Annotated in this window: 26 protein-coding genes; all 26 read right to left on the bottom strand. The window is 38.6% G+C overall.

Annotation, left to right across the window (positions count from 1 at the left end; genetic code table 11):
* Positions 1–20 precede the first annotated feature (20 nt).
* A complete protein-coding gene (locus tag BLO53_RS00805; RefSeq protein ID WP_176757096.1) occupies positions 21–740 on the bottom strand; it encodes an acyltransferase family protein in 720 nt (239 codons plus the stop codon).
* Between the two features lie 147 nt (positions 741–887).
* Positions 888–1,991 (bottom strand): DegT/DnrJ/EryC1/StrS family aminotransferase, encoded by a 1,104-nt coding sequence (locus BLO53_RS00815; protein WP_330388773.1) that lies wholly within the window; start codon positions 1,989–1,991, stop codon positions 888–890.
* Positions 1,992–2,016: 25 nt separating this feature from the next.
* Positions 2,017–2,619, bottom strand: a complete 603-nt coding sequence (locus tag BLO53_RS00820) for a hypothetical protein (RefSeq protein WP_092058322.1) — start codon at positions 2,617–2,619, stop codon at positions 2,017–2,019.
* Between the two features lie 39 nt (positions 2,620–2,658).
* On the bottom strand, positions 2,659–4,176 hold the full coding sequence (locus tag BLO53_RS00825; protein ID WP_092058324.1) for a lipopolysaccharide biosynthesis protein: 1,518 nt from the start codon (positions 4,174–4,176) through the stop codon (positions 2,659–2,661).
* 13 nt (positions 4,177–4,189) lie between these two features.
* The gene (locus BLO53_RS00830; RefSeq protein WP_092058325.1) at positions 4,190–5,074 is read right to left on the bottom strand and encodes a putative sugar O-methyltransferase; all 885 of its coding nucleotides are present in this window, start codon (positions 5,072–5,074) and stop codon (positions 4,190–4,192) included.
* A 26-nt stretch (positions 5,075–5,100) separates the two neighbouring features.
* Positions 5,101–6,120, bottom strand: coding sequence for a hypothetical protein (locus BLO53_RS00835; protein WP_092058327.1), 1,020 nt, complete (start codon positions 6,118–6,120; stop codon positions 5,101–5,103).
* Complete coding sequence (locus BLO53_RS00840; RefSeq protein ID WP_092058329.1) at positions 6,086–7,099, bottom strand: glycosyltransferase family 2 protein; 1,014 nt, start codon at positions 7,097–7,099, stop codon at positions 6,086–6,088. The genes BLO53_RS00835 and BLO53_RS00840 overlap by 35 nt, the downstream gene beginning before the upstream one ends.
* Positions 7,083–7,616 carry a GNAT family N-acetyltransferase gene (locus BLO53_RS00845; RefSeq protein WP_092058330.1) on the bottom strand — a complete coding sequence of 178 codons (534 nt, stop codon included), beginning with the start codon at positions 7,614–7,616 and terminating at the stop codon, positions 7,083–7,085. Before BLO53_RS00845 ends, BLO53_RS00840 begins: the two co-directional genes overlap by 17 nt.
* Positions 7,613–8,020 carry a sugar 3,4-ketoisomerase gene (locus BLO53_RS00850; RefSeq protein ID WP_092058332.1) on the bottom strand — a complete coding sequence of 136 codons (408 nt, stop codon included), beginning with the start codon at positions 8,018–8,020 and terminating at the stop codon, positions 7,613–7,615. The genes BLO53_RS00845 and BLO53_RS00850 overlap by 4 nt, the downstream gene beginning before the upstream one ends.
* Positions 8,020–9,000, bottom strand: coding sequence for a glycosyltransferase (locus tag BLO53_RS00855; RefSeq protein WP_176757097.1), 981 nt, complete (start codon positions 8,998–9,000; stop codon positions 8,020–8,022). The genes BLO53_RS00850 and BLO53_RS00855 overlap by 1 nt, the downstream gene beginning before the upstream one ends.
* Complete coding sequence (locus tag BLO53_RS00860; protein WP_092058335.1) at positions 8,963–9,823, bottom strand: glycosyltransferase family 2 protein; 861 nt, start codon at positions 9,821–9,823, stop codon at positions 8,963–8,965. The genes BLO53_RS00855 and BLO53_RS00860 overlap by 38 nt, the downstream gene beginning before the upstream one ends.
* Positions 9,810–10,826 (bottom strand): glycosyltransferase family 2 protein, encoded by a 1,017-nt coding sequence (locus BLO53_RS00865; protein ID WP_092058337.1) that lies wholly within the window; start codon positions 10,824–10,826, stop codon positions 9,810–9,812. The genes BLO53_RS00860 and BLO53_RS00865 overlap by 14 nt, the downstream gene beginning before the upstream one ends.
* 229 nt (positions 10,827–11,055) lie before the next feature.
* On the bottom strand, positions 11,056–11,661 hold the full coding sequence (locus BLO53_RS00870; RefSeq protein WP_092058339.1) for a recombinase family protein: 606 nt from the start codon (positions 11,659–11,661) through the stop codon (positions 11,056–11,058).
* Positions 11,662–11,964: 303 nt separating this feature from the next.
* Complete coding sequence (locus BLO53_RS00880) at positions 11,965–13,386, bottom strand: relaxase/mobilization nuclease domain-containing protein (RefSeq protein WP_092058342.1); 1,422 nt, start codon at positions 13,384–13,386, stop codon at positions 11,965–11,967.
* A gap of 19 nt (positions 13,387–13,405) precedes the next feature.
* The gene (locus BLO53_RS00885; protein WP_092058344.1) at positions 13,406–13,735 is read right to left on the bottom strand and encodes a plasmid mobilization protein; all 330 of its coding nucleotides are present in this window, start codon (positions 13,733–13,735) and stop codon (positions 13,406–13,408) included.
* 2 nt (positions 13,736–13,737) lie between these two features.
* Positions 13,738–14,094, bottom strand: a complete 357-nt coding sequence (locus tag BLO53_RS00890; RefSeq protein WP_092058346.1) for a DUF4316 domain-containing protein — start codon at positions 14,092–14,094, stop codon at positions 13,738–13,740.
* 5 nt (positions 14,095–14,099) lie between these two features.
* Entirely contained in the window at positions 14,100–14,306 is a 207-nt protein-coding gene (locus BLO53_RS00895; protein ID WP_092058348.1) for a hypothetical protein, read from the bottom strand.
* Positions 14,307–14,323: 17 nt separating this feature from the next.
* The gene (locus BLO53_RS00900) at positions 14,324–15,571 is read right to left on the bottom strand and encodes an ArdC family protein (RefSeq protein WP_092058350.1); all 1,248 of its coding nucleotides are present in this window, start codon (positions 15,569–15,571) and stop codon (positions 14,324–14,326) included.
* Positions 15,572–15,730, bottom strand: coding sequence for a hypothetical protein (locus tag BLO53_RS19035; protein WP_176757098.1), 159 nt, complete (start codon positions 15,728–15,730; stop codon positions 15,572–15,574).
* The gene (locus BLO53_RS00905; RefSeq protein WP_242875262.1) at positions 15,730–16,545 is read right to left on the bottom strand and encodes a DUF4366 domain-containing protein; all 816 of its coding nucleotides are present in this window, start codon (positions 16,543–16,545) and stop codon (positions 15,730–15,732) included. Before BLO53_RS00905 ends, BLO53_RS19035 begins: the two co-directional genes overlap by 1 nt.
* The gene (locus BLO53_RS00910) at positions 16,532–16,852 is read right to left on the bottom strand and encodes a DUF4315 family protein (RefSeq protein ID WP_092058352.1); all 321 of its coding nucleotides are present in this window, start codon (positions 16,850–16,852) and stop codon (positions 16,532–16,534) included. The genes BLO53_RS00905 and BLO53_RS00910 overlap by 14 nt, the downstream gene beginning before the upstream one ends.
* Positions 16,853–16,861: 9 nt before the next feature.
* Entirely contained in the window at positions 16,862–18,607 is a 1,746-nt protein-coding gene (locus BLO53_RS00915) for a C40 family peptidase (RefSeq protein WP_092058354.1), read from the bottom strand.
* An 18-nt stretch (positions 18,608–18,625) separates the two neighbouring features.
* Positions 18,626–21,019 carry a VirB4-like conjugal transfer ATPase, CD1110 family gene (locus BLO53_RS00920; protein ID WP_176757109.1) on the bottom strand — a complete coding sequence of 798 codons (2,394 nt, stop codon included), beginning with the start codon at positions 21,017–21,019 and terminating at the stop codon, positions 18,626–18,628.
* Positions 21,000–21,419 carry a PrgI family protein gene (locus tag BLO53_RS00925; RefSeq protein WP_092058358.1) on the bottom strand — a complete coding sequence of 140 codons (420 nt, stop codon included), beginning with the start codon at positions 21,417–21,419 and terminating at the stop codon, positions 21,000–21,002. Before BLO53_RS00925 ends, BLO53_RS00920 begins: the two co-directional genes overlap by 20 nt.
* A gap of 15 nt (positions 21,420–21,434) precedes the next feature.
* Complete coding sequence (locus BLO53_RS00930) at positions 21,435–22,301, bottom strand: VirB6/TrbL-like conjugal transfer protein, CD1112 family (protein WP_092058360.1); 867 nt, start codon at positions 22,299–22,301, stop codon at positions 21,435–21,437.
* A gap of 95 nt (positions 22,302–22,396) precedes the next feature.
* Positions 22,397–22,609: a Maff2 family mobile element protein gene (locus BLO53_RS00935; RefSeq protein ID WP_092058361.1), complete on the bottom strand. Its 213-nt coding sequence runs from the start codon at positions 22,607–22,609 to the stop codon at positions 22,397–22,399.
* Positions 22,610–22,869: the final 260 nt, after the last annotated feature.

The raw sequence follows: 22,869 nt of genomic DNA on the forward strand, positions 1-22,869 counted from the left end.
TGGTACTCATGATTGAGTGCTTACTTACGTCTTATAGCCAATGTCACTCCACAAAACAAAATAATATATTCTGCTACTAATGCCTGCCATGAAAAAACAAACTTTGCATAGTTGCTGTTCTTTATTTCCGGAATCAAAGAGCAAGCAATAGCCCCTATAATAAACTCCATAATCCTAAAGAAAGGCTTTGGATAAGTTCCACTCGTATTGAAAAAAGCCACAATGAATGGGGAATACAGCAAAATCAAACTCGCTATAGCCATAATAATTATTTTGATCTTAGTACTAATCTGTTTCACTATTTCTTGAATCAATGGGTAAACAAGGTAGCACATTATAATACAGGAAACAAACCAAGTTCCACCATTATGACTCACGTTAAAAAGTGTATCAAAACTCGCCTGAATCCCCAATATTTCTATTGGTGCCAACAAAAGATTCTGTGCAGTGCTCTCATTTCCCATTACAAGAACAAACAAAAGTGCAACCACGTAATACAATGGCATAATTCCTATAAAACGCTTAATATAAAACTTTTTAATCACATCAATGCTATAGAAATTTTGTTTATGCCAGGAAATATAAAGAGAAAAGCCAGATAATATAAAGAACGCAGTCATGTATATAGCGCCCATATTGATAAATGGTGTAAGGACGCCATAACTACACTGTATATGAACGTTAGAATGGAACAAATAAATAGCCAGTACAGCTATGATTCTATACGCATCTACGCCCACTATCCTTGTCTGTCTGTCTGTCTGTCTGTCTGTCTGTCTGTCTGTCTGTCTGTCTGTCTGTCTGTCAAGATTTTGTCTTTCATATCAACATTAGTCAACCTATATTTATCAAAAAACATCAACATTTCAGATAGAAACGCGAAATTATTAAAGAGAAAAGTTATTGATCACATGCACCACATAACCAATCTCTTCATCCGTCATACCATAATACATAGGAATACTAAGCTCCGTTGAACTTATCTCCTCCGCTATAGAAAAATCACCTTCTGAATAATTTAAATCTTTATAACATTCCTGTAAATGCATTGGTATCGGATAATGCTTATTTGTACCTATGCCATTATCATTAAGGTATTTCTCAAGCATATCTCTATGATTACACCTTATGCCGAATACATGCCATACAGGAGTGACATCATCTATAACCTTTGGAAGTTCTATATATTCATTTTTTATCTCGGCCAAGTACCTTGATGCTATGTACCTGCGATTTTCATTCATTCTATCAAGATGTGGTAACTTGGCAGAAAGAAATGCAGCCTGCATTTCATCAAGTCTACTGTTATTGCCTTTGTATATATGATGATATTTAAAATCTGAACCATAATTGCCAAGTGCACGCACCTTGTCAGCTATTTCCTGATCATCAGTCACAATTGCACCTGCATCTCCAAGAGCCCCCAGATTTTTTCCAGGATAGAAAGAAAAACAGCCAACTTTACCAAATGTACCGACTTTTTGTCCTTTGTATGTAGCACCATGTGCTTGAGCGCAGTCTTCTACAATGACTAACTTGTACTTATTGGCTATTTCCATTATTGGATCCATGTCACATGGTTGACCATATAAATGTACAGGAATAATAGCTTTTGTCTTTTCTGTAATAGCCTTCTCAGTATTATATGGATTTAAATTAAATGTCTCTAAAAATGGTTCAACAAAAACAGGTATTGCCCCAACATAAGTAACCGCTAGAGCTGTAGCAATATATGTGTTTGAAGGCACTATAACTTCATCACCAGATCCGATTCCCAGGGCTTTCAAGCTTAGCATCAAAGCATCTAAACCATTGCCTACGCCAACACATTCTTTTGTTCCACAATACTCAGCAAAACTCTGCTCAAATTTTTCATCTTCCGGCCCACCTATGTAATATGAACGTTCAAACGTTCTCTCAAAAGCTGCTCTTATATCATTATCCAGTTCACATTCCATAGGCTTGAATGTAACAAACGGTATTCTCATCATTTTACTTCACACAGTCCGCTTTATATCAAAGCACAATCCTAATAATATCATTCTTTACTTGTATCGCAGCATTTTCCCATTGTTCATGAACGATTTTTTTCAAAGACTTAATCGTAGGATAGTCTATATACTCCCCTTTATGCTTGAAGCATCTAGCATCATCGATTAAAATAACACCATCATCGATGCCTTGTTTTTTTATAGCTAACAGTTCTTCAACAATCGGTGTGTCCTTCTCTGCTTTTTCTGTCACGCCTCCAGAATAATGTCCATCCAACCAAAATATTATTCTTGCGTTGTCAATTTTCCCTTTGGCGTCATCTATCATCTGCGGTAATTTATCAGAAGAATTACCATTATATAGATGTATTTTAATATCATTTTCAAAGCGTTTTTTTGCCTCTTCATACAATTGTGAAGAAATCTCAACAGATGCCAAATACTCAAACAGCTCATAGACCTGCACTAGCATATCACCTTTATACGTTCCCGTTTCTATCAGTACATTGCAGCCATACTCGTTTGCATATTCCTCCATCATCTCTTCCTTGTACTCGTGCGTTGCTGGTATTCCTATCTTGAATTTCATCTTAATCACATAAATTACTTTACCAAAAATATTAGCCATTTTACTTTTCCTCCACTTTATAATTAAAAACTTGGTATTTTACTTTTTTCTTCTACCAAGATTTACCATGTAAATAAACTCTTCTTTCCTGCCAAATACAATAATATGTCCTACCAAAACACATATTAATGATATAAATGCCTTAACTATCATAATGATAAATGAAGAATCAGACCAAAGAATACCAAACACCTTCATAAGAACAGCAAACTCGCCAAAAAAGAACAGTGTTAAGATAATCACATATATCAAATATCTTCTGAGCCCTTCATTACCGGTATATAAAACCTTTTTATATGTATAATATGCTCTTTTATACCAGCAATATATATTTCCTATTATTGTTCCTAATATTACCCCCTCTACACCGATAATTTTGGCTCCAATTATTGATAGAAAAATATTGATTATAGCTCCAATCCTATAAAATCGTTTTTGCTCCTTGAATAATCCAGAAGCATCTACCATACACCCTACTGTTGCCTGACCTAATGCAACGTATGCGTCTATTATTATCATGGTAATTACTGTCAATCTTAGTTCATATTGTTTTCCATAAAAAAGAATAACGAAGTCATTAATAGATAACGCAACCGGTATAAGAAGACAACTTTCAATAAAAAAGGTAATATACGTGAAATTCTTAAAAAAACCAGTTCTATCGTTTTCTGTATCACTCGCCAATAGATTTCCAGCCAAATTTTGAATTGGTCCAATTATAGAGTAAACTATAGCCTTCGCCGATGAGACTATTGTTATATAATTTCCTACTACGCCAACTACCGCCGTACCAATTAGTGTCGAAATCACGACATTATCAGTTGAGTTAAAAACATAGCCAGCAATTTTACTAGCAAACATATCTTTCGTGTCAGCTAAAACCTCTCTAACCAAGTATCTTGGTGGGCGATTAAACTTGAACCATCGATAATGAGCCTTTCTTATTACGAGCAACATTACATTAGATGCTAGTGTTCGAAGTAAGATAATGCAAAAATACAAATATATGCTCCGATACATATATAACATCCAAAGATTCAATAAGGAAAATGCTACATTTATTATCAAATCACAATATGTAACCAGATACTGTTTCTGATCTGCGTATAGTAAAGCATTATTATATGACAATAAGTATGATAGTGCTGATGTTAGTGCCATCATAAGCCACGCAATACTAATCTCACGCATCGGTATCGATACATTTGTAATCACATATTTCAGCAATGGCAATAGAGCAAATGTCCCTAACGCAATTATTAATGCTATCCAGCGATATAATGTTCTAAAAACAGTCATTATATCGCAAACCTCGTCATGTCTATCCTCGGCAACTGGTTTATATAGTCTATAAATGATTACCGTCTGTATACCCAATTCAGATATTGATAATGCCCCCAGCAACTGAGCTAATGTTGAATTTAACCCTAAATAATCTGCCCCCAATACCACCAAAAACATCTTTCGTGTGGCAAAAGAAAGCAATATATTTACTATCTGGAATGCAAAGCCAACTGCACTACTTTTCCTTGCTATAGTTCTTCTATCAACATTCACAAATCATCTCCACTCACCAAAAAATCAAAACATTATCTTTGGCGCTCAAAGGCTCCTCATTAGCCACTTTTGAATTAGGTATTATCTTTCTAAGTTCATCTACAGAATATCCCCCCAATGTCAAATAAGAAAGGCTATTCCAAATCATATAGCCATGTTTTGCTTTCAATATAACGCTTTGCAAATAAGCATCCTGAACTTCTCTGCCCAACTCAGAAAATGCATAATTGCTAATAACAAGATCGTATGAATCAGCAATTCCTTCTAACTTGGTCCCATCTACATAATTGACCAAAGAAATCTTTTCATTAGTACTGCTTATCTCAGTCAGATACTTCTTAGCTAGCTCCGTAACTTCTGGCAAATCGATAAGATCATAACGTTGGATATTACACTTATCCATGATTATTTTGCATTGACCACCATACCCGATTCCAATTTCTGCAATAGAATTTATTTCTGCCGGCATTAGTTTTTGAATATCGTAAAGTATCTTAATATATCGTATTGTCGAAGGTGCTACTTTTTTGTCAAGATCATCAAAATAATATCTCTCTGGTTCACCAATCTTGTCACTCTCTAAATAAAGATCCAAGCATTCATCTGACAAAGCTTGCTTTTTTATAATCTTCCAACATTGCTCTGCGAGGTTGACCGAAAGACCAGTTACAATCTGTCTGTATATAGAACACGACCTAAAACTACTAAACACCTCCTCATTACTTACTGCTGCGTTTACAAATAGCAAATAGTTAGTTCCATCAGAATCTGAAATACTGGTATTCCTGACGTTTGCTGTAACTTGTTTCTTTTGAACGTTATCAATAAAGATTCTATCAATTCTTTTTCTTTCTTTTCTATATTTCATCTTTAGAATATGATTCTTTAAATAATTCATCTTTATTCCTCTCTAAATGTCTTATGTCATTCTATTTCAATAATCTCAAATTTTTTCATTCCAATCTTTGAAGCCATATAGGGAAAACCGCTTTTAAACATTCTCTTATCTTTTATGAGGTATATATATTCAGCGTTTGCTATTCCATAAAGATCCAAAAAAGTCTTTTCATATCTTTCATATGAATAACAAGATTTTTCATTATCTATATGAGTTATGTTGCCATCATTAATTTCTATATATGTGTGTGCTAAAAATCTGTTTAAAAACGTTTTGCTATCTGAGTTTAACAACACCTTATATCCAGGCCACTTCTCATGTATTTCTTCAACTATTTCCTCTATTTTTGAAATGAGAGCTTCTTTTTCTTCCTCGTCTAATTCTTTTTCATAGCCATAAGGCTCATTAAAATCTCCGAGTAAATTTAGAAAACGACATGAAACACTAACATACTTCGTTCCAAGACCATTCAACATCATATCTATTGCATTTCTTAGTCTTATACTTGGTGTAAACATTTCGTTGTATAAAAGATTAAATCTCTTTTCATAAGCAAAGCCTGCATTTGTATATACATGTATCTGCCCAGATAGCTTACTTAACCTATTTTTTAAAAATCTCTCTTGTTTCCTTTTCTGATAACTACTCTCATCCGTAGTATCTAAAACAACTATATGCGTATAATCAGTATCAAAGGATATCTCTTCATCCGGTATGGTCCAGTCATACTTCGCTGGAACAAGGAAATCTGTTAGTGGAAAAGGATCTGTAAACTTCAGTTTGTAATTAAGGCCTTTCTCTTTACAAACACTATAAGTACTGACTATGCCTCGAAGACGGTCTGCCAAACCTCCAGATTTAATGCCTCCATCGTAAATATTTAAAACAAAAGAATCATGTTCTCCTTTATTCTCCTTTTGTTCATATTTCTCTAAGAGAATACTGGTTTGCTCTTTTTCTCGCTGTTTTCTCACAACATACCAGTAGTAATATCTGTTATATATAAGCCTTCTAAGCCTTGTTTTTATTTCTTTTGATACATCCATATGCTTTATTTAATCTACTAACTACCCTGCTATATTTTTCATAATCATTTCCTGAAAGCCAGAAAACTATACCAAACAAATTATTTATCCCATATTTTCCCTTACGAAGTTCTTTCACATAATATGTACCTTCTAATACTCTCAGTACAAACTGCGAATCATCTTTTCCTAATTCACTTCTATATGAATCATATTTTCGTTGGTATACAAACAAATTTTGAATCAATAAATCTCTGCACTTCTTTTGGGTACACTCAGCTGCATTTTCAGTTGCAAATTCCAATAGCATTTTTTCATCCACAAGAGACTCAACTGTTTTGATGAAGTTTGCTCTTAACCTGGTGACGCTACTCTCATTTGTTCTGTAATAATAACTGCCTTGTGATACATGAACCTTATTTGCATAAAAAAACAGCTTTCTATTATTTAATTCATCAGTCTTAATCCTATAGTCTTCATAATCGTATCCTACACTTATAAGCAGTTCCTTTCTTACGCACATCCAAGCATGAAGGTTCCAGAAAATTGACAAATCAAAAGCTGTCTTTCCATCTATAGTTTTGCCAAGGTACTCATTAGTTTTAGTAATGCGCTTTATTTCGCCATGTGTAACAGAATATGGTTGCGGAACTATAATATCTAAAGAATCCTTCTCCAAAGCTCCAACATAATTTTCAAGCAAATCAGGGCTTATATAATCGTCAGCATCTAAGATTTGAACATAATCACCAGTAATATACTTGTAGCCCTCTGCTCTAACTTTTCCACCAGAGCCATAGTGAGGAAGTTTAACTAATCTGATTCTGTTATCATTGAAAGATTCAACTACGTTCACCGTGTTATCAGTAGACTTATCATCAAGAATTAGCAGCTCAAAGTTTCCATAGGTCTGATTTATAGCTGACTCTATTGCTTCTGTTATGTATTTTTCAGCATTGTATGCTGCCATTAAAAATGTAAACTTAATGTTTTGCATCATTTTTTTCTACTAGGAACCATATATATTTACGATTTTCAGCTGTCTTTACATGATTACTGATTCTTAAGTCTGTATCTTCAACAACTTGGTACCCATTTTTTTCATAGAATCTTAAAGCTCTTTTGTTTTCTGCATTCACATACCAAAAGATTTTATCAAGTCCATAATCTTCAAAACCAACCTTGATGATCTGGCACATAGCTTCGCTAGCAACACCACATCCCATAGCTTTTACTCTGATAGATATTCCAAATTCCGCGCTCTTATCTTCTCTATCAATATCTTTCAGGCTAACCGTACCCAAGTACTCATCATTGTCATCAGCAATAGCCATATGGATAAACTCTCGATCATCAGTACTCTTTTGATTCATCAATCCAGCTGCTTCTATAAAGTTCTTGCAATCCTCTAATGTTAACTTAGAAAAATCCTTGTCCAAATGATGTACTACGCTATCGTCATGCATCCATTCAAGCATCAGTTCAGCATCATTGATATTAAGAGGTCTCAATTTCATTTTTCACTCTCTTCAACAAATCTTAGAAATTCCTGATAATCCCTGATATAATCAGCTTCATCATATAGTTCCGATGCCAAAACAACTAACACTGCATCTTCTGAAAAATCATACATTTCACGCCACATAGAACCTGGTATGTACAATCCTTCGTATGGTTTCTCAAGTGAAACTTCCTTTTTCTCTTTTCCATTATCAAGACGAACTTTGCAACTTCCATGTATACAGATAAGAATCTGCTCGAGGTTTCTATGTGCATGTTTTCCTCTCACAACTTCCGGAATCGTATCATACATGTAATAGAATCGTTTTACTCTGAATGGAATATCTTTAAACTCTTCTAATGCTACTAACTGCCCCCTATCGTCGCCGTGGGGCTGAAACATATATTTAACAACTTGCATTAGTGTCTTTCACCCTTTCGCAAATTAGCAATATCCTTTTTTTCTGTAATCAAATAAATCATTTTATAAATGAGTTTATAAACCACAATCGGTATTATCATCACGGCATATGTTAATCTTTCCCGATAATCAAGCCCACAATCCTTGATATTGAATAGCGTCAATGCCTTATAAAACGCCCCAAGCTTATGAGCATTTTCACGCCTCGTTGTTCTGTTGTACCGTTCAACATCTCTTAGTAACAAAGTATTTGTATTGCTGCCAGATACTCCGCCAGTTGAATAACGAATTCCAACAATGTCATAAGCTGGTGTTATCCTAGTTGTCTCTAGTGTTCTTGCAACAAAAGGGCCATCTTCCCATAACCTATACTGCTCGTCAAAATAGTTCATCTTTTCCATGAACTGTTTACTATACACAAGCGCACTACCCGAAAACATAGCGTAGAATTGTCCTGAAACATACTTTTTAAACTGCTTTTCCCTGTCAAAAGAAGACAGCTTTTTTACATAAGATGCATGCGGCATGTAGTACATTTCTCGCCCTTTTTCATCTAATGCAACCCTTGACACACCCATTACTTCAGGCTTGTATGTGTTTATCTTGTTAACAATTTTGCTAATAACATCATTTGAAGCAAATGCATCATCCCCAGAAACATTTATTATGTATTCGCCATGCGCTTTTCTATATGCTCCATTGATATTTTTTACCGTGCCAACATTCTGCTCATGAGTAAGAATATAAAGATCTTTTAAATTGCTCTTTTTGTTTTCGCCTATATATTTCTCTATCTTTCCCTGCTCAAAATTTGAAGATCCATCATCAGAAATTATGTATTCAATGTTTGGATAATCCTGGTTAAGCACTGATAAAATACAGTCATAAATCTTTTCAAATTTACAGTATGTAATTGTTACCACCGTAATCAGTGGTTTATCCTCAGTCCTCATATCTCCCCATCTTTTTGCTTCTGGCATCATTTATTCCTAGCCTGATGTACTTAAGTGTTTCTCTGTTATGCTCAGTAAAAGCCCCCATCAGTATGTTGTAGATTATTTTTATTATTTCTTTTGGATAATTAAGGTATCCTTTGTACTTATCTACAAATACAATGTTGTTTCGAGTCATGTAGTAGTACCTTAACGGAGCATGATGCGAATAGCGAATCTTTGTAAATATCAGATTTACTTCCCCGGAATCTCCAAGCATATGAGACAGTACCACATCATGGTTCCTAATAACTTTGTATCCTGCAAGCTTAAGTTTCATGCAGAATTCATTATCTACAAAATCTATAAAATAGCTTTCGTCATAGCCTCCAACCTCATTCCAACACTTTGTGCTTGTTAAGCTGGCGCTGGTCATGCAGGCCTTAACTTCCTGATACTTTTCTTTATTGTTCTGGAGCTTTTGGCTCCAGCCTTCGTAATTTATTTCCGGGCATGCAATTGCACACTTACTGTCTGAGAGGGCGCATGTCATCAACTCAGGTATTAACCTCTCTCCTATCACAGAATCCTGATCAAGAGTGAGCACCCAATCATAACCTTCCGTAGAAAGATACTTCATTCCCTCGTTTAGCGCTTTGGCTATTCCAACGTTTTCACTTTGGAAGATAACTCTACATCCACATTCTTCTGCTATATCACGTATCATATCTGAGTTACGTGAAGCATTATCAACAATCACCACCTTAGATGCTTGATCTCTTACAGCTTCAGCATTAGCCTTGAGCCTTTCTGCGTCCGGATTGTATGTAATTATCAGTGCTGCAACACCATTGGTATTATTCGTTTGCATGCCTTTTCCTTAAAAGTAATACTCTTGGTATAGACATAATCTTGTTCATGAAGTTCGCACCAAATATTCCAAGAAGAAAGTGATACGTCTTAGGTAACATACCCAGATTAAGATCAAGAGAATTTAACATCTCCCAATATTTTTTGTATGTTTTCTTCCCAAGTGCTCTAGCATTACTCAGTCCGCCATAAGATCTCAAATTGTATTCTTTTTCAAAATCTTTGAACACATCCGTTCCATAATCACTGTCATATCTCTTAATGGTCCAGATAAGTCCCTTATGAAATTCGAGGTTTGAAAAGATTGAAGTTCTATCTGCCAGCAATGGATTCTTCTCAGATGACTCTGATTTTCCATAACCATTTTCTCCATCGCCTACCGCCTCTACCGTTGGAACATTCATGTAATAACCACCATGATTCATGAGAGTATATATGAACATGTATATCTGGAAATAGTGCTTATTAAGAAATGGTTCAGCGTCCAAATCTTTCACAAACTCTTTCTTAAAAGTAAGTCCTGAGAACAAAACCCCATCATAAACATGTTTGCTAACATATCCACTTCCGGATTCTATTCCAAAACTGGAGTCGTACTTTCTCCTATACTGAGAAAACTCTGTCTGATAAAAAGGTGAGTAAATCATAGCAGGATTGTTTTCTTTAATAACATCCAAAGTGCTTTTTATAGCTTCCGGAAAAAACTTGTCATCATCACTCATAAGCATTACCCACTCACCATGAGCATGATCAATTATGTTTTTAAGATTTCTGTCATAACCAATATTTTTCTCATTAGGATGAAACACAATATCCATCTCTGGGTTACGACTACAAAAGTCGCTTACAAGATTTTTTATCTCTTCCCTCTTTGGAGATTTATCCTCACAAATTAAAACTTCAACTCCTGTCTGATAACCTGCTTTAATACTTTCAAGGCATCTCTCCAACTCCCTAAGTCTGTTATATGAAGTGATGCCTATCGTTAATATTGAGTTTTCCATAAAAACCGCCCCTGTCAAAAAGTGTACTTTTTGGCACAATAATAAGGAGGCTTCAAAATAGCGAGGTCTCCTTTATAAATATCCGCTTGAAATGCCTGAAAGCGCAGATACCATGCGTGTTCTAGAGGGTATACAAATTCGGGGGGGTATGGTATAATTTGTAGGTTGTCTATTATTAGAAGAAACAGATTTGCAGGAAAGTACACTTTTCTGCAAATTTTTTTATTTGTCAAAAAGTAGCATTTTTGTAAACCTTAGCTCTATATCTGAATGTTGAAACAGGCATGTTTAAGAGCTTTGCAGCTGTTGTAAGCGATATATCCTGTGTTGCCCATCTTTGATATACCTCTCGAAAATTTGTAGGAAGTTCTTCAGCCGGTCTTCCAAACTTCACACCTCTTGCTTTTGCTGCATCTATTCCTTCACGCTGACGTTGTTTTATATTTTTTCTTTCATTTTCTGCCACATAAGATAATAGAGCGAGAACTATATCTGCCAGGAATGTCCCCATGAGATCTTTTCCTCTACGAGTATCAAGAAGGGGCATATCAATCACAACAATGTCCGCTCTTTTTTCTTTTGTTATGATTCTCCATTGCTCGATGATTTCCTCATAATTTCTGCCAAGACGATCAATGCTCTTAATGAATATAGTGTCGTTTTCCTTTATTCTTCTGATAAGCTTCTTATATTCAGGACGGTTAAAATCCTTACCAGAAAGTTTATCCATGTAGATGTTTTCTTTTGGAACACCCATTTCTTCCATGGCAATCATCTGTCTACCCTCGTTCTGATCCTTGGTACTAACTCTGACATAACCATAAATACTGCTCATTTTGTTTTCTCCCTTCTTATGAAAATTTCTTCTATGTTGCTGATAAAATACTTTTTATTGGAATGATAAAGTCTTATTTTCCGTTTTTCGCAAGCAGGGCATCGGTTATCACCGGATGCAGCTCGCTTGTTGGATGGCGCACCCCCAATCCCCCAGAACCTCGCTTTGCTCGGAGCCATAATTCCTGACAGGTAACTGCTAAATGCAAACGTTATTGTTACCAATTAAGTGCTCTCATGATTTGATTTATACAAAGAAAGTGGGGCAACTCCACTTTTTTCATAAATGGAATTGCCCCAACTTTTATCGGGTATGTTCTGTAGTTTTTTGTTTTTCAGATAGGTTCCTCTGCTCCTCAAATTTGAGGAACAGATCCACGTTGTATTTTGCAGTCTGATAATCTTTCATATCTTTTTTAGCCTGCCGGTATTCAGCATAGGTCTGTTTTTTCTCCTGAAGAACCTGTCCATATTCCAAATTCAGTTCTTTTATCTTTGGGATATTTCCCTGAATCTTTGAAAAGGTTTCCTTCGCAGCCTTACACAAAGTAATCGCCTCACGATGTTCTTCAAAGAATCTTTTGCTATAACCGCTCTTTCTGTATTCAGCATAAACATCCTTGGTCTTGGAATAGTTTATGATGTGTTTTTTCAGAGTAGCGATTTCTTCAAGCCTGCCTTCCAACTCCTTTTGTCTGGTAGTAATTTCACCAAATCTTTCAGAAGCTGACTTAGCTCTTGCTTCGAGATCTGCATAATCCCTGATATCATGCTCTTCCAAAAACAGAAGTGTCTGTGCCATCTGTTTGATGTTATGAACCTTAGCCCAGCGTTCAAAGCCAGGGCCTTTCCCTTTTGCAATCATAGCCTGAATATCAAGCAGCATATCAATCTTCGGCTCATCCTTCACAGGAGTCATAACTTCATTTTTATCCTGTTTCGGATTAGGAATAAAGCTTGCTTCACCTGCAAATACTTTTTCCAGATCTTGTTCTCTATAGCCAGCTCCAAGAGAACGCATTCGCAGAAACTTACGCTGACCTTTACCCTTAAGGGAAACATATTTGCCTCGTTTACACTCATATCCCATTTCCAGAAGAAGCTTTATCAGCTCATCCATATCCTTTGGTTTTTGTTCCATACAGATATCGATAGCCTCTCGAATTTCTTCTCGGAAGCTCTTTCGGCTGGGATATACAGTTCGCTTTGAACGCTCACTTGGTCTTCTTGGAGTAATGACAGATAATCCATTTTCGATACAGACTATATCGCTGACTTTTCGTAAAGCCACACCGGATAATATAAAATCCCTGAACTTACCATCACAATTAAGGTTCGTAGAGTTATAGATGATATGGTTATGAATATGTGCTCTGTCAATGTGGGTTGCAACGATAAAAGCATGTCTGCCCTTAGTCCATCGCATTGCTGTTTCATAGCCAATCTTGTTTGCTTTTTCCGGTGTTATCTCTCCGGGTTTAAATGCCTGTCTGATCTGATATGCAATCACATCGCCATTATACTTTCTGCCGGTCTTTTGAAGATATTCCCTCTTGGAAACAGCGAATTGTTCCTCAACAAGCTTCGGATCACACTCATAACTACTGACCAATTGTCCACGTTCTGTTTTCTCAGGATTCTGAGCGTAATCCGTTCTGTCCTTGATGCACTGCTGGATGGATTTGCCTTTATTCATATGCATGGCAATCAGCCTTGTCGCTGCCACAAGTCACCACCTCTTTTCACTAAATCGTTGATAGCCTCTGTAATATTGCTTTCAAGAGTGACCAAAGTTGCTCCTGCTGAACCTGTATCCGTTGGATTTCTCCGTAATAGAAGCTGCCGGTTTCATTGGCGCGTTTTGCACATTGGTTGATATTGTTGGCGTTGATGCGAAGGAGGCGAGACACCTCCTTCACATCGCTTAAGTCCAGTCTGATCACATATCCATCAATGGCCATTTTACGAATATAGGCAGACATATTATTTATGCCTGCCTCTTCCATACGCTTGAGGATTTTCTCTCGCTCACCCTTTTTCAGCTTTATACGGATATAATCAGTGTACTCACGCATTACTATCTCTCCATAGCATCACAAAGCGGACAGACTGTTGCAGGCTTAGGCTTATCCGGTACAACCGATGTTTCCTGAAGCTTCTTCAGAATAGATTTTTTCTCTTGCTCTTCCTCTATGACTTCAGCCGCATCAACCTGACATACAGGCTTAGACTCAGGCAGATTATTGATAACACCGTCAAAGTTATTATCATTCTGTTCAACCATATCCTCTATACCACGCATAAAGTTTTTGCTGATAGCAGGACCAGCACCGGGATCTTCTTCTGTAATACCTGTAGCCTCTTCGATTTCTGTTTCAGCAGCTCCGCCTACTTCATCCCATTTCCTAATCTTGGTTTTTCTCTTTTTCTCCATAGTGGTTAATCCTCCTCACAAAACTCATAGCCATCAAAGATATCTTCCGCCTCTTCAAGAACATCGATTGTTCTCTCAAGGATACGCTCGGTCTCTTCAATGAGTTCATTAGCTGCAGCGTATCTCTTGTTGCTCCTATGAACGATGCTGGCTACCACTCCTGTTACAACGCTAAAGCCTGCTACTACTCCAAATACTACTTTCTTATTCATGCTACGTTCTCCTCTCTTTACATTGCTGCCTGTAAGTCTTTGTCAGGCTTAGATTTGCTTTTCTTTTGTTCTGCCGCTTTCTTTTTTCCGGCTGTAATTTTGTCCTTTATGGATGTCTTTTTTGCTGTTTTCTTTGCCACAGCATTATCCTTTTCAGAAGATTTCTCTTTTGCTGTATCTATTTTCTCAGCTGTAATAGTTATCTTCTTTTCAGGTTTATACTCACTAAAATCAACCGGAGGTGTGACCTTGATATAGCCTATAGGCTGGTCAGCCTCCGGATTATCGAAAGGGAGTTCATCGCCATGTGCCTCCATAAACTCATCCATTTCTTTTACAGTAGTCTTCTCGCGAACCTTATCATCAATCTTGGTAATCAAGTCTGAAGCAGCCTGCCTAATCGTGTTAAGGGAAGCCTTAAGCTCAGGTACTTCTTTTCCCTCTGACCAGCTTGCAAGATATCCAAAAGAGTAATCTGAAGTATCAATGCCATAGTGCTGACATACTACAAATGCCACGGACTCCGCTTCTGTTTCTTTCTGATTCTTAGTCTTCTTTTCACTGTTAGAATCATATTTTTCTTTGGAATGAAGTGCCTGATGTGCAGCCTCATGAATGATAGTTTTCACAGTCTGAGCCTCACTCATGCCTTCCTGTACAGCTATGCGGTTCTCTTCAAGATGGAAGTAACCCTTTGCACCAGACTCAATGTTTTCAAAGGTAATTGGCACCGGAACTACTTCCTGTATCGCCTCAAGGAGTGTTTTGTAACCATCAACACTTCCGGTTAGTTCCTCTATTCCAAGTGTAGGAATCGGATCACCATCGGTCTGGCTTATGTCAAAAGTACTGACAGGCTTAAAGGCATTTATTGTAACTTCCACCTTTTCCTTTATAGGTTCGCCATCCTTATCAAGAATTACTTTTCCATTGCTATCAAGCTTGTCCTGCTCACGTTCCATTTTGTAAGGAGCAGGTGCAAGGATACGGATTCCTTTCTCACCCTTAAGTACATGGCGATTCATTTCCTTCCATCCAGAAAAAGACTGACACATGGTTGCATCAGGTCTTTGCATCATGATGAGAATCTGATTATTCACGGAATACCTTGGGAGCTTAGCGCAGAACTTAAGGTAGTCCTGATAGATATCACCTTCAAAGATATTCTTTACGCCATTCTCCAGCTTTACTGTGATCTCATCCATTTCCTTTTTTCTGGCTTCAGCCGCTGCCTTCGGATCAAAATTGTTTTTGTCGTATGCCATTTATGAATCCCCCTTTCCATCTTTTTCAGTTTTCTTGTTGACCTCTTTTGACTTTTCCTTCATCTGTGACAACTTGTCCTTAATAGAAGGAGCAGGCTCTTTGGCCTGCCCCTCATGAATACGCTTTGCATATTCCAGATATCTTGATTTCCTGTTCATTACACTTCCTCCGTATCCGAATCTGTCTGGTCATCATCTGTTCCTGTATCCTCTGAACCATCAAAATCATCATCTAAATCCTTTGGAAGACTATCGAGATAATCCTCGTCATCCTCGTTGTAATCTGCATCAGGATCTTCAAAGCTCTGTTCCTGCTTCTTGCTCTTAGAACGTGTCAGGTACATATATCCGCCTGCACCGCCTATTCCTAACAGAAGCACAATTGCAAATACGCCTGTAGGATTTTTCTTTTCAGGTTCAGGCTCTACCGGTTCCTCAACAGGAGCAGGTTCTTCCTTTGGAGTCTCTACTACAGGAGCAGTTTCCTCTTCCTTTATTCCCTTTGAAGCCATATACTCTTTAACTTCATCCTCATCCATAAGTGCCAGTAAATCTGATTCATCAACCATATTCAGGAAATGTACTGTTTCCTGTCCCTGATCATCACGGTCTATGATGATGTAAAAATAATTGCCAGACTTGGTAACAACTGTAATGAACTGTTTTCCACCAGCCTCAAGACTTCCATAATCATCCACAAGAGTCATGTTTCCATCAGGAGTAAGTGGTCCCCACTTCTCCTCAGGCTCTTCCTCGGGTTCTGCCTCTGTAGGATCTTCGCCGCAGCATAAGGTGTAATCAATCTTGCAAAGCTCACAGTCGGGATTGATGCAATCCTCTGTGCACTTGGTCTCGCAAATACATTCATGTCCTCCCGCAAAAGCCGTAATAGGCATTGCCCCAATAAAAAATGCTGCAGCCATAGCCACAGCACCCAGTACCTTTGTTTTGATATTCAGTTTAGTTTTCTTCATTGCCTATGCCCTCCAAATCATAATCATCTTCATCTTCTTCAGCCTTAGAATCCTGCACATTCTCGTTTTCTGCCACCGCATACGCATTTGAAGTTCCAGGATTTCCAAGCTGTCCGCTTGTAGCAAGTTTCAAGAATTCTGCCAACTGCTCAGGAGACAGATTTAACGCTCCCACATCTGCAAGAATCTGTGAGTTCTCTGCTTCCTGCAAACGCTGTTCAGCAGCTCGCAGCTTTCCTTTATCATCTTCAATTCTCTTTTTGCATCGCTCCACTTCAGCGCGGAGCTTGTCTAATCTCTCGTACATATTTACCTCCTATCGAATTCTGCCGTAGCAGTAAAAATGTGCTCTCCAATAGCGTGTATCATAGCTTGCATACTTAATTGGTGAGCCACAATGAATCATAATTTTGTTTATCGGATCCACTACGATTCCAACGTGACTAGCTCCTACAGTGTTGTAGGTCCCTTGGAAAAAGATAAGGTCGCCGGGCTTTACATCAGACTCTCTGACTCTGGCTGTTACATTCTTCCAACCATTTGCTGTGAGTCTTCCGTAGTTCCATCCGTTGCCACAGTTATTGATAACCCAGCTAACATACCCTGAACAGTCAAAGCTTGTTGACGGATTACTTCCGCCCCAAACGTAAGGATATCCAAGATACCTCTCAGCCTCAGCAAGCATTCTCGCAAACTGTGCATCAGTGAGATATTCTCCAGGAACATCATAGTCATCATAAGGATTCGGAGTACCAGGATTAAGATAAGGTGCATCACCGAATACATCTGGCTTATTACCCTTAAGCTCTACGATTACTTCATAGCGCTTTATCTGATCTACAGTAAGGTCAAGAGCATCAATAGCAGCCTGTATTCCTTCATTGGTAAGAGTGACGTTCAGTATATAGTACTCATACTCTTCTGTTTCCGTGTAAGTGTATGGCTCCCAATAGCCGCCATCCTCGTAGTCGTCATCCTCTACCCACCTGATACCGGAACGTTCAACTTCTCTTTCTCTGGTCTCAACTACTTCCTCAATTTCAAGGTTGTACTGATACTCAAAAATAGTCTGTAGCATAGTTTGAACTTCTGCTTCCGTATAATCCTCATAAAGGACTGTCAGAAGCGCTGCAAGTTCAAAGGGGTCATGTCCTATTTCTGTCAGATCATAGTTGTATTCATCGTAATCAGGGTAGTCGGTTTCGATATTATCTATCTGTTCCTGAAGGTCAGCTTCAAGTTCCTGGTAATCAGCTTCCGCAGCTACAATGTCCGCTTCATCAGCGGTATAACTTGTTCCTACCACAAGGTCATTACTTCCACCTGCCATCATGGAACAGGAACTAAGTGTCCCCGACAACACCAAGATAACTATGAGAATAAGAACTGCAATCAGAAGTCCCAAAGGATGATTCTCAGCAAACTCTTTTATCATTTCAGCAAGTCTGCCAGCGATATCCTCTGCTTTATCCGTAAAGCGTTTCGCAATACTTCCAAAGGCATTGGCACTTTCTTTCGCCTGAACCTCATGAGCATGACGCTGTATTTCTTTTCGCATCAGGTTCTTTTGAACTTCTTTGGAAGACCTTTTTACCTCTTCTTTTCCGGTTCTGTTATGAATCTTTTTGCTGTAACCATTCTCTGTTTTTGTGCTTTTTTCCTGAAGCTTAGACAGATACTCTTTTTCCGTTTTGGAATCCGTCAACCTGCTTCTAACACCATATCCTATATCCTCAGCAGCTTCTGCCCCGGCATTTACCGCATCAACGCCTGCATTGTTATCTTCGTTTTTGCTACGGACTTCACTATGGACACTTCTTGTAACCGCCGCATCTGCATATATCTTTTTCCTTCCCTGTTTACGAAGTTTCTTAAGTTCCTCTTTTTCCTCTTTGGTCAAGGTGATATCAGCTTTTCCAACACGAAGCTTTTTTCGGGCATACTCCGCACGGGAAGCTTCTTTCTTAAGCTTCCCAGCATGAGTCTTTTTCTTTGGTGTCTGCCCCGGTTCTATTCTCTTTTGGGTTTTGCTCGTATCTCTTGTGTAAACTCCTTCATTCATTTACTCGCATCCTTTCCCTTACTTGTTCTCTTCCTTAGCCTCAGTTACCTCGGACAGCTTGGTTGTCATAATACGGTAAAGCTCAATATCTGTAGGGAATCTGTCAACAAACGGAAGGATTACATTGCCATAAAAAATAAGTCCTTCACCAGCTCCTGAATGTGTAACATAAGAGAGCTGATGTGGACTTATATTGAGCTGCTTGGCAAGGATCTGTCTGTCACCAACAGCCTGATTAAGCATATAAATGAAGTCAGAGTTTTCAAAGATATTCTCGACTTCCCTTGAAGCAAGCAGGTCCTTTACGTTCTGCGTGATACCTGTCGGAATACCTCCCCACTTACGAAATCTCTTCCAAATCTCTACAGTGTATGCTGCTGTCTGTTCCTCACGCAGAAGAAGGTGCATTTCATCCATGTAGTATCTGGTGCTTCGTCCCTGAGAACGATTCTCTGTAACTCTGCCCCAGACCTGATCCTGAACTACAAGCATTCCGATTTTCTTAAGCTGCTTACCAAGTTCCTTTATGTCATAACAAACAAGTCTGTTTGTGATATCCACGTTGGTTCTGTGGTTAAAGACATTAAGTGAACCTGTGACATAGATTTCAAGAGCAGTTGCCACATGCTTAGCTTCAGGTTCATCCTGCTTAAGAAGAGCATTGTACAAGTCTTCCAACAGCGGCATCTTCTCCGGGTTCGGATCTTCGAAATACTTGTTATAAATCTGATGGATACAACGGTCTATAACAGTCTTTTCTACAGGCTGTAGTCCTTCCTTACCGCCTACAATCAGCTCACACAAGGACAGGATGAAGTCTGCCTTAAGAGCTATCGGATTATCATCATCCGAATAGTTCATGTTGATATCCATTGGATTGATATACTGGGTAGATGTAGGGCTTATCTTGATTACCTGCCCATTGAAACGCTGTACTAGGGCTGCATATTCGGCTTCTGGATCTGAGATGATTATGTCATCGTCAGTCACAAGAAATGCATTAGCAATTTCTCTCTTTGCAGCAAATGATTTACCGGAACCGGGAGTACCCAGGATAAGACCGTTAGGATTCTTAAGTAGTTTCCTGTCTACCATGATCAGGTTATTGGAAAGTGCATTTAAGCCATAATATAGGCTTTCATCTCCTGCCTGAAACAGTTCCTGCGTTGTAAATGGAACGAAAATAGCGGTACTGCTTGTGGTCATGCCACGCTGAATCTCTATGAGATTATTGGCTAGAGGTAGAGAACTCATGAGTCCTTGTTCCTGCTGGAAGTCCAAACGGATAAGGTTACAGTTATGTTTCTGAGCAATGGACTTTGCCTGGAATATATTATTTTCAAGCTCCTGCTCTGTTCTTCCGGTATTCATAACAAGGAATGTCAGAAGGAACATTCGCTCATTCTGGCTCTGTAACTCTTTCAGAAGGTCTTTGGCATCCTTACCAAAAGTTGCAAGGTCTGAAGGGATGATATCCATGTCATAACCGGCTCGAACAGCCTTTTTCTGTTCCTCAATCTTACTTCTATCAAGCTCCGTTATGGTATGCTTCACTGTTTTGATTGCTTCATGCTGGTCTACAGACTGGATATGCATCGTAACTATCATGCTTGATTCCATATTCAGGAAATCAGCAAGCATTCTGTCATTGATATCTGATGCATCAATAGATAAGAAGCTCATAGCGCCATACAGACTTCCCATTTGGAATTTCCTGCCTGTAGGAAAAGCAAAACCACTTGGTGCAATGAAGTCTTTAACAGTAAGTCCTGTTCTGTTCAGGTATCTCCAGTCAAAGATAAATTTCTCCATATCCCCCATGTGGAACTGCTGATGCATAAGGGCAAGTCTTTCTTTTCCATTCAGGATTTTTGCCTGAACACCAAGCCTCTTAAAGTTATTCAGAATATCCGTCTCAATATGAACTATCCTTGGCTTAGCTGCCTTCATGGAATCAGCATGGATTCCAAAGGTAAGGAACTTTGTCTTAGTAAGTCCGTTATTGCCAGCTTCCATCTGATGAAACAGCATTGAACTGTACTCATCTCTAACACTGTTGAATCCATCGTTATTATGGGGAATTGCAATGCTTGTCCTGAAATCATCTATATCTGTAGCCATGTTCATGAAGGAAACCTGAAAATGAACTGAGCTATCAAAGAAATTAAGAAATGAACACCACTCCTCAAAAATCTCTGTTTTATCCTCCTGTTGAGCCAACTGATAGTTGATATCCTGGAACTGAATTGTTTTTGTGTAATAGTCCTGCCCTATTCTGCAGATACCATCCTGAAACATCCTGTCAAAAGGGATGGACTGCTGGGCTGTTCTCGGAACGCCATCATTTTTCTGTGCGTTCTTCATGATCTGCCTGATTTCTTTCTTCTCAGCTTTAGTCAGATGCTTTGGCATGACCAGATCTCTTTTCTTCTCTTTCGATAGAAGCTTGAACAATCTTATCTACCTCCTTCTGTGCTTTTTCAAATCTTTCAAGTGCTGAATAGTTATTGTCTGTTTTGTATGGCCTCTGCTTAGGCCTGATGAATGTTGCCTTTATAAGATGTCCTAATATGACCTCAAGGTACTGCCCGTTCTTTTCATACATAGCCAAAAAGAAGAACGGCATCATAACGACCATCATTCCCATGGCCGCTGCTGTCGTAGCTGCTACATGCTTTATCAGAAAGAATGTTGGCACTCCGAAGAGTGCCGCCACACTAAAGCAGATCAGCTGTCTTTTGGTCAGATTGAACACAATCTTACTTTTGACCTTTGTAAGATCACGAGGCACTGAAATATAAGATGCTGCCATGATTTGTCCTTTCTTTTAATGCGCGTGGAGAATCGACTTTGCTATAGCTCCGGTCTTGAAGAGCGTGAAAGCAAGAAGTATTGTGTAGCCCATCACTCCCCACAAAGAGCCGATGATATCTGTTGTGAATGCTACTGTCTGAATCAAAACAGCATATATTCCAACACATACCATGATCAGGAACCCCTGGAATCCTAATGCAAATAGTGATCTCAGATAGTTCTGACCAATCATTGACTGCTCCCTGTTTCCAAAGGTTGCAAATGGAATAGGTGCAAGGCTGACCATGAGATAAATCTCAATCATTCTTGCGTAAACAATGACGAATATAAGTGCTGACAGGATGTAGATTAGGAACTGTACGACAAATGACTGAAGATATATGGATAAAAGTGGTCCTATCTCCATCGTTTCCAAGGTACTTTCCATTGCAGCAAGAGCACTATCATCTATCGCAGTAGAACCTGCTATGATACCGCCTGCGTTATTTACCACATGCTGTGCCACATCAAAGACAGCCATTGTAATATTCATCGTGTTAGTTATCAGGGTAACCGCCAAAAAGGTCTTAAATATCCATTTCCAGAAGATCCAAGTTTCAAAGTTAGCCAAATTGTTATGGCCTATAACCAGTTGAATCAGCTCATAACAGGCAATAAAGGTAAGCAAAATACCGGCAATCGGCATGATTACATTCTCTGATAGATCTTTGATCATATTAAAGATAGTTGGTGAGAAGTTTGCCGGTGTCCTTCCGACCTCCGTAGCAATCTCACCAACCTGATGATTCAGTGAAGAGAAGGTATTTGTAACATTACTCATAATGCCTGAAACAAGCAGACCTCTAAACCAGTCCTCTATCGCCTCAATTATGCTGTCCACTTGTTACCTCCTATTATTCCAATTGATTCATGGCAAGGCCGGAGGCGGATAATCCGCCCCCTCTTGCCATGATTGGGTTGTTTCCTGCGGGACGATCAAAAAAGTCCTGAAAGAAGGGGAACAAGGGTTGTTCCGATGAGCGCAACACCGCCACCAGCCATCAGCTGCTTCATTCCCTGTGACTTCGCTCCAGGGTTGTCGTTGCCGTATCCTTCAAGAAGGTTAATGCCTCCCCAAATTCCAAGGCCTGCGCCAAGTGCGATAACTACTGTCTGTAATGCTGTAATTGAACTCTGAAAAAATGCCATATTTCTTAAAACCAAAAACGCAGCTTATTGTTTTTTTGTCGTTTTGTTTTGCAGACTCCAAATATAAAAAGGGCTGCTGTAAAACAACTCTTTCTAACTGCGTTCTTGATTATCCTCCTTATAATGTGTACTTATTTGGAGCCTGCTTTTCTGTATTCAGTTGTCGTTCCGCAAGCCCGTCGACTGACTTGCAGATATGCGCGCATATTTAATGCCCTCACAGCTCTGTGGCCTGATCTTGGGCATAAGAAAAAGCCCTA

The organism is Butyrivibrio sp. INlla14 (genome assembly GCF_900102515.1).
Taxonomy (GTDB): Bacteria; Bacillota; Clostridia; order Lachnospirales; family Lachnospiraceae; genus Butyrivibrio.